Raw genomic sequence first — 15,235 nt, 5'->3', positions numbered from 1 at the left:
CGGGTCGCCGGGGCGACCCGGGCCACCCTCACCCCGCCGCACGCTCATAGCGCAGCAGCACGGTCCGGCCGTCGAAGACGCGCGACCCGGCCAGCCGCAGGTCCAGCCGCTCCGGGCCGCCGGGGAAGACCGGCCGGCCGCCGCCGAGCAGGACCGGGTGCACGATCACCTGGTACTCGTCGATCAGGCCGAGCGCGGTCAGCGCGGCGGCGGCGCCGGAGCCGCCGGTGAGCAGCAGGTCGCCGCCGGGCTGCTCCTTGAGCGCGGTGATCTCCTTGGCGAGGTCGTCGCCGCCGACCACCTGCGCGTCCCACTCGGCCCCGGTCAGCGTCCGGGAGACGACCACCTTCGGGGTCCGCCGCCAGATCGGCGCGAAGGCCAGGTCGTGCGGGTCCGTCGACATCGACTCGGCGCGCGGCCAGTACCAGGACATCATCTCCCAGACCTTGCGCCCGTAGGCGAAGGCGCCGGCCCGGTCGGTCAGCTCCAGGGAGTACGCGGACAGCTCCGGCCCCATCGACGGCCAGTCGAACTCGCCGTTCGGGCCCTCGATGAAGCCGTCGAGGGACTGGTGGACCCAGTGCACGACCTTGCGCATGATCTCTCCTCACGCCCGGGCGCCTCCGATGGGCGCTCTCACCGGTGGGTCGGAGCGGGGCGCCGGTTCCCGACAGCTCGGCGGAGATTTTCTTGCCCGGGCCGGCTAGTGCGGTGTCCACAAACGTTGGCCGGGTGGTGTCGGGTGCGAGAGTGTCGTAGGGGTGGTGTTGGCTTCGGTGTATGCCTCGTCGTCGTGATCCGTGCGGTCCTCGGGTGGTGTATCGCACTGCTCGAGTGGGGTTGTGGGTGACGGTGGGGCAGCGGCGGCGGTGTTTCGGGTTGCTGCGTTCGGCCGGTGACGTGTGGGCGTGCCTGTTGGAAATCAACGGGTGGCGGCGTCGCCGCGGGGACGCCCCGCTGGTGGGCTATCAGGAGTTGTGCCGGGAGTTGGCGGCGTCGGGTCCGGGCACGTTCGCCGAGTTGGACAGCACGGGTGCGAGGTCCGTGCTGCGCCGGTTCTCCGACGCGTGGTTCGCAGCGGCGAAACGCCGCAACAGCGGTGACGTGTCGGCGCGGTTCCCGCGGCGGCGGCGTGGGCTGGTGCCGGTCCGCTGGTATCACGGCACCTTCACGGTGGACGGGCGCGGGGTGCGTATCCCGGTGGCGAAGGGCAGCCCGTCGTTGTGGGTGCGGTTGGCCCGGGATCTGCCGTACCCGCCCGAGCAGGTTCGGTCGGTCACGCTGCTGTGTGAGGGTGGCCGGTTGTTCCTGGACGTTACCGCCGAGGTGCCGGTCGCCACCTACACGCCGGGTGAGGGGCCGGACCCGGGTCGGGTGGCGGGGGTAGACCTCGGTGTGATTCACCCGTATGCGGTGGCCGGCCGGGACGGGGAGGGGCTGTTGGTGTCGGGGCGGGCGATTCGCGCCGAGCATCGCATGCACCTGGCCGACAGCAAAGCCCGCGGCCGCGCGGTCGCCCGCCGCGCCCCGAAGCCGGGTCAGCGGGGGTCGCGGCGGTGGCGCAAGTATCGTCGCCGGGCCCGTCTGGTGCAGGGCCGGCACCGGCGTCGGGTCCGTCAGGCCCAGCACGAAGCCGCCGCCACGGTCGTGTCCTGGGCGGTCCGCCATCGGGTGGGCGTGCTGCACGTCGGGGACCCCCGCGGCGTGCTCGAGGTACCGGCGGGGCGGCGGCACAACCTGCGGCTGCGGCAATGGCAGGTCGGCCAGCTCATGCAGGTCCTGACCGACAAGGCCACCCTGGCCGGTATCACCGTCCACCTCGTGGATGAACGTGGCACTTCCTCCACCTGCCCCGCCTGCCGGCGGCGGATACCCAAACCGCGTGGGCGGAGCCTGTCCTGCCCGCACTGCCAGCTCACCGGGCACCGCGACCTGGTCGCGGCCGCCATCATCGCCACCCGCATCCCGGGCGGCGGACCCACCACCCCCACAGCCGCAGTTGTGCTGCCCGGGGTGCTCACGCACCGTCGAGCCGGACGGCACTTGCCCGGTGCCGGCCGGTCCCGGCGTGACCCCCGCCGCCCACCCCTGGTGGCGCGAGGATCAGTTGGCCCGCGGAGGCCCGCCCCACCATCCGGTGGGGAGTCGCTCGCCCGAAAGGCGAGGATCCACAACCCTCACCGGACACCCGGTGAACGTTCGTGGACACCGCACTAGCGTGCCGGGGCATGGCCCGTCCCGTGATCATCGCGCTGCTCGGGGTCGACGGCTCGGGCAAGTCGACGCAGGCCCGGGCGCTGGCCCGGCGGCTGTCCGAACGGGGCATCCCGGCGACGTACTTCGAGAACGCCGGCGGCCGCCCGCTGTGGAACCGGCTGGCCCACCGGCTCGGGCGGCGCGACGGCGGGCACCTGTTCGGCCGGCGCCTCTACCCGGCGCTGGAGGCGGCGGTGCGCTGGCTGGCCGTGGCCCGGGCGGTCGCCGGGGTCCGGCTGACCGGCCGGGTGGGCGTGATGGACCGCTGGACCTGGTGCCAGTACGTGATCATGCGAGCCCGTGGCGACCGGGGCGTCCGGCTGGTCCGGACGGCGTACGCGCTCTTCCCCCGTCCCGACCTGGTCTGCTTCCTGGCGGTGTCGCCCACGCTGGCGCAGCGGCGGGTGCACGAGCGGGGCATCGACACCGAGGAACTGGGCCACCTGGCCGCGCTGGACGCCGCCTACCGGGCGCTGCCGGAGTTCGCCGACTTCCGGGTGCTCGACGGCGAGGCCGACCCGACGGCGGTCGCCGCCGCCCTGGACCGGCTGGTCCGGCCGCTGGTCACGGTGGCCCCGGGGACCGGGCGCGACGCGGCTAGGCGATCGTCCTGCCACCTTCCGGCCCCGGCCCGCCGCGCTCCCGCTCCAGCAGCGCCTTCAGCCGGGCCAGGTCCTTCCGGTTCGCCCGGCGCATCGCCGCCGCCATCACCGGGGCGGTCACCGTCGCGAAGCCGCGGGGCTCGCCACGGTTGCGCAGGGTCATCCGGGTGCGCCCCTGGCCCTGCGGTTCCCAGCGGTAGGTCGTCTCCATCGGAAACGGGCCCTGCGCGGTCCGCATGACGAGCCGCTCGCCGGGGACCAGCTCGACGATCTCGTACGTGTAGGCCAGCCGCCGACCGAGGAACTGCGCGACGAAGGCGAGGCGGGACCCGACCCGCAGTGGCGCAGGTGTGCGCCACTCCACCGACTCGATGTTCACGTACCAGGTGGGAGCGTTGCCGGGGTCGCCTGCGTACGCCGCCACGTCGGCGACCGGCCGGTCGATCACGATCTCCGTCACCACGTCCATTGCCATGGCGGCACTCCCCTCGGCGGACATCCCTCGTCCGGTCCCACGGTGGCGGTCCGCGGCGCGAGCGGCCGCCCCTCATTCTGGCCGCCCTCCGGTCACGGCGCCCGCGCTACGGGGAACCCACGACTCGGGTCGACAGCACCCGGCCTAGGCTTCGATCATGGAGTACCGACTGGTCGACCGGCTGCCCACCGTCGAGGAGTTCGTCGCGGTGACCCGCGCCGTCGGCTGGGCCGACGCGTACGACCCGGCGGCGATCCCCGCCTCGCTGGCCGCCTCGCTGCACGCCGTGGTGGCGGTGGAGGGCGACCGGGTGATCGGGCTGGGCCGGCTGATCGGCGACGGGGCGATCTACTACTACCTGCAGGACCTCGCCGTGGTGCCGGAACGGCAGCGCCGGGGGGTGGGGGCCGCCATCCTCGGTCGGCTGGAGGAGTGGATCGCCGGCCGCGCCTCGGCGCGTACCTTCGTGGGCCTCTTCGCCGCGGGTGGGTCGGTCGCCCTCTACCGACGCTTCGGCTATGCCGTCCACGAGGACATGACCGGCATGTTCCGGGTCGGCCCGCGCCGCACGTCCTGAACCGGCGACGGTCACCGTCCCCGGGCGGGGAACGGTGACCGTCCACGATCGTGCGGCCGGGCGTCAGCCGCGGCGGTTCTGCAGCCAGCGCAGGATGTCGTCGGGGATCTCCTGCTCGCGCCGCGGCTCGTCCGGGCGGGGCGCCGGCTTCGGCTCGGGGCGCTGCGGGTTGCCGGCCCGCTCGCGGCTCGGCGCGGTGAAGTCGCGGACCGGCTGGCCGTCGACCGCGGCGCGGATGATCCGGGCGACCGCGTCGATCACCTTGGTCTGCACCGCGGCGCCGACGGCGTCGCTCGGGTCGTCCGGGTTGGCGGCGATCCCGGCGACCGCCACCTGCGGGGTGAACCCGACGAAGGTTTCGGTGGCGTTCTTCTCCGAGCTGCCGGTCTTGCCGGCGACCGGGCGGCCCACGATCCGGCTCACCCCGCTGGCCGTGCCGCCGTTGCACTGCGCGTACGCGGACTGCTGCCCGACCGGGCAGCGCGCCGCGTCGGTCGCGGCCCGGGCGATGTCGGCCTCCAGCACCCGCTTGCAGGACGGCTGGCCGACCGGCACCTTGGTGCCGTCCGGCGCGGTCACCGACACCACCGGGGTCGGGGCGCAGTACGTCCCCTCGGCGGCCACGGTGGCGTACGCGTTGGCCAGGTCGAGCGGGGTGGTGGCGGCCACGCCGAGGGTGAACGCGCCCCAGTCGGCGGCGTCGTTCGCGGCGAAGTCCGCGTCGGACTCGGCCCGGAAGGTGATGCCCAGCCGCTGCGCCATCTCCACCACCTTGTCCTGGCCGACCTGCTCGGCCAGCCAGACGAAGTAGGTGTTCACGGAGCGGCCGAAGCCGTCCCACATCATCCGGTAGCCGTCCATCCGCTCCGGGTTCGCGTTGGCCGGGCACCACCTGCCGTCGCAGCTGCCCTCGCCCTCGGCGGCGTACCGGGTGGGCAGGCGGCTGGGGGCGTCGAAGCCGGTGGCGAGGGGCTTGCCGGCCTCCAGCGCGGCGAGCATGGTGAACATCTTGAAGGTCGAGCCGGCCTGGTAGCCCTCGACGCTGCCGCCGCCGGAGATCAGCGGGTTGACCGTCTCGTTCTCGGCCACGCCGTACCGGCGGTTGACCGCCATCGCCAGCACCCGGCCGGTGCCCGGCTCGACCGCCGCGATCGGCACCGCCCGCGCGTCGTCGTCGGCGTACACCTTGCGGGCCTGGCTGGCCGCGGTGGCCTGCACGTCCGGGTCGAGCGAGGTGACCACCCGGTAGCCGCCCCGGCGCAGCGCCTGCTCCCGCTCCTCGGCGGTGGCGCCGAACGCGGGCTGCTCCAGCCACCACCGGCGCAGGTAGTCGCAGAAGAAGCCGGCGTCGTCGGTCCGGGTGGCCACGCAGCCGTTGGGCTGAGCGGTCGGACGCAGGGTGAGCTTCTCGGCCCGGGCCTGCGCCCCCTGGGCCTCGGTGATCACGCCGGTGGCGACCATCGCGTCGAGCACGTACCCGCGCCGGGTCAGCGCCGCCTCGGCGTCGCCGTCGATCGGGCTGTACTCGTCGGGCGACTGGACCAGGCCGGCGAGCAGGGCGGCCTCGCCGAGGGTCAGGTCCGCCGGGGCCTTGCCGAAGTAGCGCTGGCTGGCCGCCGCGACGCCGTACGCCCCGGAACCGAAGTACGCGATGTTCAGGTAGCGGTTGAGGATCTCGTCCTTGCTGAGGGAGTCCTCCAGCGCGGTGGCGTACCGGATCTCCTGGAGCTTGCGCCCGACGGTCTGCTCGGTGGCGGCCTGCCGCTCCTCGGCGGTCCGGCTGGGATCGGTCTTGAGCACGTTGCGGACGTACTGCATGGTCAGCGTCGAGCCGCCCTGCGCCGAACCGCCGGTCAGGTTGGCGACGACGGCGCGGGCCAGGCCGCGCAGGTCGGCCCCGCCGTGCGAGTAGAAGCGCCGGTCCTCGGCGGCGACGATCGCCTGCCGCATCACCGGGGCGATCTCGGCCAGCGGCACGTCCGTGCGGTTCACGTCGTAGAACGTGGTGAGCAGCGTCGTGCCGTCGTTGGCGTAGAGGTAGGACCGCTGCGGGGTGGCCGGCGTGCGCAGGGCCGCCGGCAGCTCGTCGTACGCCCCGAGGGCCGCCTTGGCCACGGTGCCCGCGAGCAGGTTGCCCGGCAGCGCGGCGACCGCGAGAACGAGGCCGGCCAGCAGGCCGGCGAGCAGCACGGTGAAGAGCCGCGACAGCGGCGACCGGGGTCGGGGCATGGTGTCCAGGATTGCCAGCAATTCGTGAAGCGGGCCACCCCGGCACGCGATTGTCAGCTAACTCACCGTGACCTGCCAGCGATCTCCCCGCCCCACAACCCTCCCGTCCCCACTCCGCCCTGTCATCCCCTCTGCACCCCCGCGCTCCCCGCACCCCCCTCACGGCCCTGCTGTCCCCGCCCGCCTGCCTGGCGTTGATCAAGAGGTTTGCGTCAGCCGGCGGCCATTTCCCGACGCAAACTTCTTGATCAACCGGCCAAGGCGGGCACGGGCGCGGGGGCGGGCGGGTCAGGCGGCGGGGAGGGGGCCCTGGGGGCCGCCGGTCGAGGTGGGGACGCTGGCGGTGGCGGCGTCGCGGGCGATCGCGGCGGGGACCAGCCGGCCGGAGCGGTAGCCGATCCCGATGCCCGAGATCAGGATGAAGATGGCGCCGAAGGTCTGCAGCGAGCCGATCAGCGCGCCGCCGAGGCCGAGCAGCGGGGCGGCGATCATGAGCATCACGCCGTCCCCCATCGAGAACATCCCGGAGCGGGCCACCGACCAGCCGGTGAACAGCCAGCCGGCGCTGTAGAAGGTGGCGCCGACCAGGACCAGCATCCGGGCGGTGGTGCCGAAGACCGGGGTCTGCTCGGCCAGCCCGGCGAAGGGCAGCATCAGCACGGTGCCGGCGATGCTGACCAGCAGCCCGGTGACGGCCACCTTGCGGTCGCGGGTGGCGGCGAGCAGCCCGGTCAACGCCAGCAGGGCGAGCAGGCCCAGCCAGACCGCGGCCACCCAGCCCACCAGGTAGAGCGGCCGGCCGTCGGCCGGGTACGGGTCGTTGCCCACCCCGCCGTCGCTGGCCATCGCCACCACGCCGTACAGCACCGCGTACGCGGGCAGCAGCCACACCGATGCGCGGGCGAAGCGCCGCAGCGACCACGCCCAGCTCGCGTTGGTGGCCGGCGCCGCGGGGCCCGGGTCGCCGACGAAGGGCAGCACCCCGAACCCCCCACCGGTACGGCGGGTGCCCAGCGGGCCGGCGGGATCGTGCGCGCCGGGGACGGGGGTGCTGGAGAAGAGCCGCTTCGCCGGGTCCATGGTCACCTCGCTCGCTCCGACGGGCGGCGCGGGGACGCATCCGGCGCCCCGGCTCCTGTCCACCACCCGTCCGTCAGACCGATCGTGGCAGGCGCCGGGACGCCGTATGAGTGTTTCTCGCATTTGCCGTCCGGGGTCGGACGGCCGCCGGATCAGCCGCGGGCGCGCTGGTCCGACGGGTCGTTCACCAGGCTCTCCGGCGAGACCGGCTCCGGGGCGGGCAGCCCCTGCGGGGCCTTGCCGCCGGTGGCCTGCGCCTCGGCGACGCGTACCTCGTCGTGGATCGCCTGGGCGGCGGTGGCCGCCGCCCGGGCGGCCTCGGCCGCCTCGCGCTCGACCTCGCTGGCGGTGTTGGAGGCCTCCGGCGTCGGCTCGTCGCCGACCATCCGGCTCAGCCCGCCGAGCGCGCCGCCCATGCCCTCCAGGGCCTTGGTCAGCTCGGCCGGGACGATCCAGACCTTGTTCGCGGTGCCGTTGGCGATCTGCGGCAGCGCCTGGAGGTACTGGTAGGCCAGCACCTTCTGGCTCGGGTTGGCCTGGTGGATGGCGTCGAAGACGGTACGGATCGCCTTGGCCTGACCCTCGGCCTGGAGGATCCGGGCCTGCCGGTCACCGTCGGCGCGCAGCACCGCGGACTGCTTGTCACCCTCGGCGGTGAGGATCTGCGACTGCTTGTGCCCCTCCGCGGTCAGGATCGCCGCCCGGCGGTCCCGCTCGGCACGCATCTGCTTCTCCATCGAGTCCCGGATGCTCGCCGGCGGCTCGATCGCCTTGATCTCCACCCGGGTGACCTTGATGCCCCAGCGTCCGGTGGTCTCGTCCAGCACCCCGGAGAGGTGCCGGTTGATCTCCTCCCGGCTGGTCAGCGCCCGCTCCAGGTCCAGCGAGCCGATCACGTTACGCAGCGTGGTCACGGTGAGCTGCTCGATGGCCTGGATGAAGTTGGCGATCTCGTAGGTGGCCCGGACCGCGTCGACCACCTTGTAGTAGAGGACCGTGTCGATCGACACGACCAGGTTGTCCGAGGTGATCACCGGCTGCGGCGGGAAGCTGACCACCTGCTCGCGCATGTCGACCTTGGTACGCACCGCGTCGATGAACGGGACCAACAGGTTCAGGCCCGGGTTCAAGGTGCGCTTGTACTTTCCGAGCCGCTCCACCACGTCCTGACGCTGCTGCGGCACGATGCGTACCGCCTTGACCAGCGTCACCACGACGATCAGGGCCACGGCCACCAACAGGACCGCTGCAAACTCCATACCGCTCACCTTTTCGCTTCCGGCAGCTCGCCGGGGGAGGAAATGTCGTCCTGCCACACCAGGGCGGTGGCGCCCCGGACCTTGATCACCTGCACCCGCTCACCGGGCTCGAACGACTGCGTCGCGTCGTACGCCCGGGCGCTCCACAGCTCACCGTCGATCTTGACCAGGCCGCGCCCGTCGTCGACCCGCTCCAGCACCAGCGCGGTGGCGCCCTCCAGCGCCTCCACCCCGAACGCCTGCTCACCGGTCTCCAGCGCGCTGCGCGCGTGCCGGGCGATGACCGGCCGGACCAACGCCACCGAGAGCACCGACACGGCGGCGAACACCAGCGCCTGCACCGGGACCGGGGCGCCCAGCGCGGCGGCCCCGGCGGCGGCGAACGCGCCGGCCGCGAACATGATCAGAATAAGGGTCGTCGTGAAGATCTCGGCGACGCCCAACAGCACACCCAGCACGATCCACACCACGGCGTCCACCAATCAATCGTGACACGCCGACGCACGCCGCGCCGACCGCCATGATCAGTAAGCTCGCCGAGGTAGGCCACGACCGACCGAGGAGAGCGCCGTGCCCCTGCTGCCCGAGACCGTCCGCCGGGCTGACGCGCTGGTGGCGCAGGCACAGTCCACCGGCCGCGCGCCGTCGCTGGTGCTGGGTGTCGTCCGCGACGGGACGCTGGCCCACCTCGCCGCCGCCGGGGACCACCCGCGTCCCGACGCCGACCTGCAGTACCGGCTCGGCTCGATCAGCAAGACCATGACGGCCACCCTGATCATGCAGCAGCGCGACGCCGGTCGGCTCGCCCTGGACGACCCGCTGGAGCGGCACCTGCCCGGCACGCCGGTCGGCGCGCTGACCCTGCGCCAGCTCCTCGGGCACGCCGGCGGGCTGCAACGCGAGCCGGACGGGCAGTGGTGGGAGCGCACCGAGGGCGGGGACCTGGCCACGCTGGTCGCCGGGCTGACCCCCGACAAGATCGCGTACCCGCCGCACCGGGCGTACCACTACTCCAACCTGGCGTACGGGCTGCTCGGCGGGGTGCTGGAACGGATCACCGGCACGCCCTGGGCGGAGCTGACCCGGGAGCGCCTCCTCGCGCCGCTCGGCATGCACCGCACCACCTACGACGCCACCGAGCCGTACGCCCGGGGCTACGTGGTGCACCCCTGGCACGACACGCTGCGGGAGGAGCCGCGTACCGACACCGGGGCGATGGCGCCGGCCGGGCAGCTCTGGTCCACGGTGGCGGACCTGGCCCGCTGGGCGGCGTTCCTCGCCGACCCCGTGCCGGCCGTGCTCGCCCCGGAGACGCTGACCGAGATGTGCGCGCCCGTGGTGATCAGCGACCTGGACTCGTGGACCGGCGGGCACGGCCTCGGGGTGGAGCTCTACCGGGAGGGCGACCGGGTCTACGTCGGACACGGCGGCTCGATGCCCGGGTACGTCGCCGCGCTGGCCGTGCACCGCCCGAGCCGTACCGCCGTGGTCGGCTACGCCAACGCGTACGGCCTTCGCTCGGCCCACCTCGGCGGGCTCGCCCGGCAGCTGCTCACCCTGGTGCTCGACACCGAGCCCGAGCCGGTGACGCCGTGGCGGCCGGCCGCCGCGCCGCCGGCCGGGGAACTGGCCGAGCTGACCGGCCGCTGGTGGTGGATGGGCGTCGAGTTCGAGTTCCGCGCCGACCCGGCGGGCGAGCTGTGGGCCGGCCGGGTCGGCGAGCCGGTGCTCCGGTTCACCCCCGAGGGCCCGGACCGCTGGCGGGGCCGCACCGGCGCCCAGGACGGCGAGCTCCTCACCGTCGTCCGCGACGACGCCGGCCGGGCGGTCGCCCTCGACATCGCCACGTTCGTCTTCACCCGCACCCCCGACCAGGAGCCCTGAGCGCCGGTCCAGACCCGGGCAGGCGGCCTCCTTGCCGGGATCGGGACGAACGAAGCCGGCCGGGATCGGCGAGGACACCGCCCGGCACTCGGAGGACATGACGGCTCAGGGCCGCCGCACCCCGCCAGAAGCAGGACCGGCGCCATGCGACCAACCGCCAACAGGCGGCGGCGAAGGGCGAATGGGCGGGCGGTCAGCCGGGCTCGGTGACGAAGTCGATCAGGCGTTCCATCGCGTTGATCAGCGGCGTCTCCACGTCGGCGAAGCTGTCGACGCGGGACAGGATGTGCCGCCACATGTCCGCCGGCTCGGCCACCCCGAGCGCCGCGCAGACGCCTTCCTTCCAGGGCCGCCCGGGCGGCACCACCGGCCACGCCGCGATGCCCAGCGCCGCGGGCTTCACGGCCTGCCAGACGTCGACGTACGGGTGGCCGGTGACCAGCACGTGCGGCGAGGTCACCTTCGCCACGATCCGGCTCTCCTTGGAACCGGGCACCAGGTGGTCGACCAGCACCCCGAGCCGCCGGGTCGGTCCGGGGCCGAAGTCGCGCACCTCGACGTCGAGTGCGTCGATGCCGTCCAGGGGCTCGACCACCACGCCCTCGATCCGCAGGTCGTCACCCCAGATCCGCTCCACCAGGGCGGCGTCGTGCACGCCCTCCACCCAGATCCGGCTCGCCTTGGCCACCTGCGCCCGGACGTTGTCGAGCGCGATCGAACCGGAGGCGGTCCGCCGGCGGGCCGCCGGCACCGGGGCGCGGGTCGGACGGCGCAGCGTCACCGGCCGGCCGTCGAGCAGGAACGCCGCCGGCAGCAGCGGGAAGTTGCGCCGCCGACCGTGCCGGTCCTCCAGCACCACCGCACCGGACTCGAACCCGACCACCGCGCCACAGAAGCCGGAGTCGGCGTCCTCGACCACCAGGTCCGGCTCGGCGTCGATCTCCGGGGTCACCTTCCGCCGCCGCCAGTCCCCCGCCAGCACGTCCTCGCCGTATCGCCGCGCCATGTCGATCAAACTAACCGCCGCCCCGGCGCGCCGCCCGCCGACGCGCCGCCGCACCCGCTCCGGCCCGGCCCGAGCCCGTCGATCATGAAGTTATCGCCCCGACACGCCGTAGCGAGTGACAACAACTTCATGATCAACGGGGTGGTGCGGCCGGGCGGGGCCGTGGCGGGGCGGCGGCGGAGCCGGGCGGGCGGGGCGAAGCGGGCAGTTCGGGGCAGGTGACGCGGCCGGAGCGGCAGTCGAGACAGGGCAGGCGGGGACCACGTACCCTTTCGGCATGTCCTCCCCCGCAACGGGCGCGGCCACCCTTGCCCCGCGCCGGTCGAGCCGGTTCGTTGCCTGGGTACGCGCCTGGCGCGCCGGCCTGGTGCCGTACGACGAGGTCGCCGAGTCCATCGCCGGCGACGAGGAGCACCTGGTCGCGGACGCGCCCGGCACCTGGACCGACGTCCCGCTGCGCGACGCGCTACCCAGCCTGGCCAAGCTCTCGCCCGACGAGATCCGGTTGGTGCTGCCGGCACCCGGCGACCCGCGCGGCCTGCCCGGCCCCGGCGACTTCGCCGGCGCGGCGCTGCTCGCCGGCGAGGCGGTGGTCGCCGGGCCGCTGGGGCTGATCCCCGAGGTGCGCACGCACACGTCCGGTTCCGGGATGACCTGGGAGACCGTGCTCTGGCGGGTGTACCCGCTGCCGGCCGACGCGCCGAAGGCGTCGCTCGCGGCACCGGGCGCGGCGGAGGCCGAGGCCGAGCTGGCCGCCGCGCTGGCCGAGACGACCGCCGCGCTGACCCGGCTCGACGTGGCCCAGTGGCGGCCCGAGCTGGCCGGGGCCCTCGCGGCGCTGCGCCGCCCGGACGGCGCCACCGACCTGCCGCCCGGCTTCGACCCGCGCGCCCGGCGGCTCTTCGCCCGGGCGGCCGTGCTGGACCGGGTGCTCGCCCTGGCCGGGCACAGCGCGCCTGGCGGGGCGATCAACAACTACGAGGCCCAGCAGCGCGATGCCGCGCTGCGCCCGCTCACCACCGCCTGCCGGCAGGCGCTGGTCGCCGCCTGCAACGCTCCGCTGCGCCCCTGAGGGCGTACCCGTGCCGGCCGGCACGGGCGACGGACGCCCGGCCGGCGCGCGGCCGGCCCACGACGCCGGTCGGTCAGATCTCGTCGATGAGGTCGGCGACCGAGTCGACGATCCGCGACGGCCGGTACGGGTAGCGCTCCGCCTCGACCCGGCTGCTGATCCCGGTGAGCACCAGGATGGTCTCCAGCCCGGCCTCCAGGCCGCAGAGGATGTCGGTGTCCATCCGGTCGCCGATCATCGCGGTGGTCTCCGAGTGGGCGTTGATGGTGTTGAGCGCCGAGCGCATCATCATCGGGTTGGGCTTGCCGACGAAGTACGGCTCCACCCCGGTCGCCTTCGAGATCATCGCGGCGACCGAGCCGGCGGCCGGCAGCGCGCCCTCCACCGACGGGCCGGTGACGTCCGGGTTGGTGCAGATGAACCGGGCCCCGTCGTTGATCAGCCGGACCGCCTTGGTGATCGCCTCGAAGCTGTAGGTGCGGGTCTCCCCCAGCACCACGTAGTCCGGCGCGAAGTCGGTCAGCACGTAGCCGACCGCGTGCAGCGCCGTGGTCAGCCCGGCCTCGCCGATCACGTACGCGGTGCCGTCCGGCCGCTGGTCGGCGAGGAACTGGCCGGTGGCCAGCGCCGACGACCAGATCGCCTCCTCCGGCACGTCGAGTCCCATCCGGACCAGCCGGGCCTGGAGGTCCCGCGGGGTGTAGATCGAGTTGTTGGTCAGCACCAGGAACGGCTTGCCGGAGGCGCGCAGCCGCTTGACGAACTCGGGGGCGCCGGGCACGGGCTGGCCCTCGTGCACCAGTACGCCGTCCATGTCGGTGAGCCAGCTCTGCACCGGCTTGCGGTCCTGCATCGTCTCGTCCCAGGGGGTGTCGGAGTGGGTGGTCTCAGGGGCGGCGGGCGGCCGGCACGCAGCACGGCGTGGGACAGGTGTCCCACATCGGCAGCTCACCTAGGCGGCGGCGCAGCCGCTCCCCGTCGGGCGTGGTGCGCTCGGCCACCAGTTCGCGGACCATCGCCACGAAGCGCGGGTCGGTGCCCGGGGTGCCCGCCCGGACGAAGTCCAGGCCGAGCCGCTTGGCCGTCTCCAGCGCCTCGGTGTCCAGGTCCCAGACCACCTCGAGGTGGTCGGAGACGAAGCCGATCGGGCTGACCACCACGCTGGTCACCCCGGACTCGGCGAGCGCGGTCAGGTGGTCGTTGATGTCCGGCTCCAGCCACGGCACCTGCGGCGGCCCGGACCGGCTCTGCCAGACCAGGTCGTACGGCAGGTCGGGCGCGGCGGCGGCGTGCACCAGCCGGGCGACCTCCGCCAGCTGCGCGGTGTACCGGCCGCCGTGCGGGCCGGCGGTGGCCGCCGCCGAGACGGGAACGGAGTGCGCGGTGAAGACCACCCGGGTGGTGTCCCGCTTCGCCGGGTCGAGCTGGGCCAGCGCCGCCTGCACCGCGTCGGCGTGCGGCTCGACGAAGCCGGGGTGGTCCCAGAACTGGCGCAGCTTCTCGATCACCGGGGCGTCCGCGCCGACGGCGGCCCGGGCCGCGGCGATGTCCTCCTGGTACTGCCGGCAGGACGAGTAGCCGCCGTACGCGCTGGTGACGAAGGCCAGCGCCCGCGTGACCCCGTCGTCGCGCATCCGCGCCACCGTGTCGGCGAGCATCGGATCCCAGTTGCGGTTGCCCCAGTAGACCGGCAGGTCGACGCCGTTCGCGGCGAAGTCCGCGCGGATCCCGGCGAGCAGGTCGCGGCACTGCTGGTTGATCGGAGAGACCCCGCCGAAGTGCAGGTAGTGCTGGACGACCTCGTCGAGCCGCTCCGGCGGCACGCCCCGGCCCCGGGTCACGTTCTGCAGGAAGGGCAGCACGTCCTCGGGGCGCTCCGGGCCGCCGAAGGAGACCAGCACCAATGCGTCGTACGCCATGGTCCTATTCTCCCCCGACGGCCGGGCCGGGCGGGCGGCCACCCCGCGGGCACCGGCGTGCGCCGGTGGCTCAGGCGCCGATCGCGTGGTAGCCGCCGTCGACGTGGACGATCTCGCCGGTGGTGGCCGGGAACCAGTCGGACAGCAGCGCCAGGCAGGCCCGGGCGGCCGGCTCCTGGTCGGTGAGGCTCCAGCCCAGCGGCGCGCGCTCGGTCCAGGCGTCCTCGAACTGGTCGAAGCCGGGGATGGACTTGGCGGCGATGGTGCGCAGCGGGCCGGCGGCGACCAGGTTGCTGCGGATGCCCTGCTTGCCCAGGTGCAGGGCGAGGTAGCGGGAGGCGGACTCCAGGCCGGCCTTGGCCACGCCCATCCAGTCGTAGACCGGCCACGCCTTGGTGGCGTCGAAGGTGAGCCCCACCACGGCCCCGCCGGACGACATCAGCGGCAGCGCCGCCATGGCCAGCGACTTGTACGAGTACGTGGAGACCTGCAGCGCGGTGGCCACGTCCTCCCAGGGGGCGTCGAGGAAGCCGCCGCCGAGGCAGCTCTGCGGGGCGAACCCGATCGAGTGCACCACCCCGTCCAGGCCGTCGACGTGCTCGCGCACCTTGTCGGCCAGGCCGGCCAGGTGCTCCGGGTTCGTCACGTCCAGCTCGATCACCGGGGCCGGCTCGGGCAGCCGCTTGGCGATCCGCTCGACCAGGGAGAGCCGGCCGTAGCCGGTGAGCACGACCTGCGCGCCGTTCTCCTGGGCGAGCTTCGCCACCGAGAAGGCGATCGAGGCGTCGGTGATGACACCGGTGACCAGCAGCCGCTTACCGGCTAGCAGTCCGGACATTCGGGGGTTCCTCCGTACGTTTTCTCGGGTGGGGCGGT

At 74.0% G+C, this 15,235-nt stretch carries 14 protein-coding genes and 1 pseudogene; 4 read left to right on the top strand and 11 right to left on the bottom strand.

Translation table 11 applies throughout. The features are described from left to right. Positions 1-28: 28 nt before the first annotated feature. Together M2302_RS13795 and M2302_RS13790 are read right to left on the bottom strand one after the other, a co-directional pair. On the bottom strand, positions 29-598 hold the full coding sequence (locus M2302_RS13795; protein WP_210777536.1) for a dihydrofolate reductase family protein: 570 nt from the start codon (positions 596-598) through the stop codon (positions 29-31). A 559-nt stretch (positions 599-1,157) separates the two neighbouring features. Further along, entirely contained in the window at positions 1,158-1,280 is a 123-nt protein-coding gene (locus M2302_RS13790; protein WP_269458708.1) for a hypothetical protein, read from the bottom strand. Between the two features lie 948 nt (positions 1,281-2,228). Between M2302_RS13790 and M2302_RS13785 the strand changes: the two are divergent. Then, positions 2,229-2,639 (top strand): annotated as a pseudogene (locus tag M2302_RS13785) (thymidylate kinase); the annotation flags it as partial. Between the two features lie 214 nt (positions 2,640-2,853). On the opposite strand, the gene M2302_RS13780 reads toward M2302_RS13785, so the two are convergent. Next, positions 2,854-3,333, bottom strand: coding sequence for an SRPBCC family protein (locus M2302_RS13780; RefSeq protein WP_280838293.1), 480 nt, complete (start codon positions 3,331-3,333; stop codon positions 2,854-2,856). A gap of 157 nt (positions 3,334-3,490) precedes the next feature. On the opposite strand from M2302_RS13780, the gene M2302_RS13775 reads away from it, so the two are divergent. Next, entirely contained in the window at positions 3,491-3,910 is a 420-nt protein-coding gene (locus M2302_RS13775; RefSeq protein WP_280838291.1) for a GNAT family N-acetyltransferase, read from the top strand. A 63-nt stretch (positions 3,911-3,973) separates the two neighbouring features. On the opposite strand, the gene M2302_RS13770 is transcribed toward M2302_RS13775, so the two are convergent. From M2302_RS13770 to M2302_RS13755, 4 genes are all read right to left on the bottom strand, one after another. Next, entirely contained in the window at positions 3,974-6,139 is a 2,166-nt protein-coding gene (locus M2302_RS13770) for a transglycosylase domain-containing protein (RefSeq protein ID WP_280838290.1), read from the bottom strand. 288 nt (positions 6,140-6,427) lie between these two features. Continuing rightward, positions 6,428-7,219 carry a hypothetical protein gene (locus M2302_RS13765; RefSeq protein ID WP_280838403.1) on the bottom strand — a complete coding sequence of 264 codons (792 nt, stop codon included), beginning with the start codon at positions 7,217-7,219 and terminating at the stop codon, positions 6,428-6,430. A gap of 152 nt (positions 7,220-7,371) precedes the next feature. Beyond that, positions 7,372-8,478, bottom strand: a complete 1,107-nt coding sequence (locus tag M2302_RS13760; protein ID WP_280838289.1) for an SPFH domain-containing protein — start codon at positions 8,476-8,478, stop codon at positions 7,372-7,374. A 5-nt stretch (positions 8,479-8,483) separates the two neighbouring features. Beyond that, complete coding sequence (locus M2302_RS13755) at positions 8,484-8,957, bottom strand: NfeD family protein (protein ID WP_280838288.1); 474 nt, start codon at positions 8,955-8,957, stop codon at positions 8,484-8,486. 91 nt (positions 8,958-9,048) lie between these two features. Between M2302_RS13755 and M2302_RS13750 the strand changes: the two genes are divergently transcribed. Next, positions 9,049-10,362: a serine hydrolase domain-containing protein gene (locus M2302_RS13750; RefSeq protein WP_280838287.1), complete on the top strand. Its 1,314-nt coding sequence runs from the start codon at positions 9,049-9,051 to the stop codon at positions 10,360-10,362. 193 nt (positions 10,363-10,555) lie between these two features. Here the strand turns inward: M2302_RS13750 and M2302_RS13745 are convergent, their stop codons facing one another. Further along, positions 10,556-11,368 carry a DUF3097 domain-containing protein gene (locus tag M2302_RS13745; RefSeq protein WP_280838286.1) on the bottom strand — a complete coding sequence of 271 codons (813 nt, stop codon included), beginning with the start codon at positions 11,366-11,368 and terminating at the stop codon, positions 10,556-10,558. Positions 11,369-11,645: 277 nt separating this feature from the next. On the opposite strand from M2302_RS13745, the gene M2302_RS13740 reads away from it, so the two are divergent. Then, positions 11,646-12,440 (top strand): hypothetical protein, encoded by a 795-nt coding sequence (locus M2302_RS13740; protein ID WP_154936085.1) that lies wholly within the window; start codon positions 11,646-11,648, stop codon positions 12,438-12,440. Positions 12,441-12,513: 73 nt separating this feature from the next. Here the strand turns inward: M2302_RS13740 and M2302_RS13735 are convergent, their stop codons facing one another. From M2302_RS13735 to fabI, 3 genes are all read right to left on the bottom strand, one after another. After that, positions 12,514-13,293, bottom strand: coding sequence for an HAD-IIA family hydrolase (locus M2302_RS13735; protein ID WP_280838285.1), 780 nt, complete (start codon positions 13,291-13,293; stop codon positions 12,514-12,516). Between the two features lie 34 nt (positions 13,294-13,327). Further along, positions 13,328-14,359 carry a ferrochelatase gene (locus M2302_RS13730; RefSeq protein WP_280838284.1) on the bottom strand — a complete coding sequence of 344 codons (1,032 nt, stop codon included), beginning with the start codon at positions 14,357-14,359 and terminating at the stop codon, positions 13,328-13,330. Between the two features lie 70 nt (positions 14,360-14,429). Continuing rightward, on the bottom strand, positions 14,430-15,197 hold the full coding sequence (gene fabI, locus M2302_RS13725; protein WP_154936082.1) for an enoyl-ACP reductase FabI: 768 nt from the start codon (positions 15,195-15,197) through the stop codon (positions 14,430-14,432). Positions 15,198-15,235 lie beyond the last annotated feature (38 nt).

The sequence above is a fragment of the Micromonospora sp. A200 genome, from assembly GCF_029893845.1.
Lineage (GTDB): Bacteria > Actinomycetota > Actinomycetes > Mycobacteriales > Micromonosporaceae > Micromonospora > Micromonospora purpureochromogenes.
Note: the sequence above shows the minus strand (reverse complement) of the source record. Positions and strands in the feature narration are given on the sequence as shown.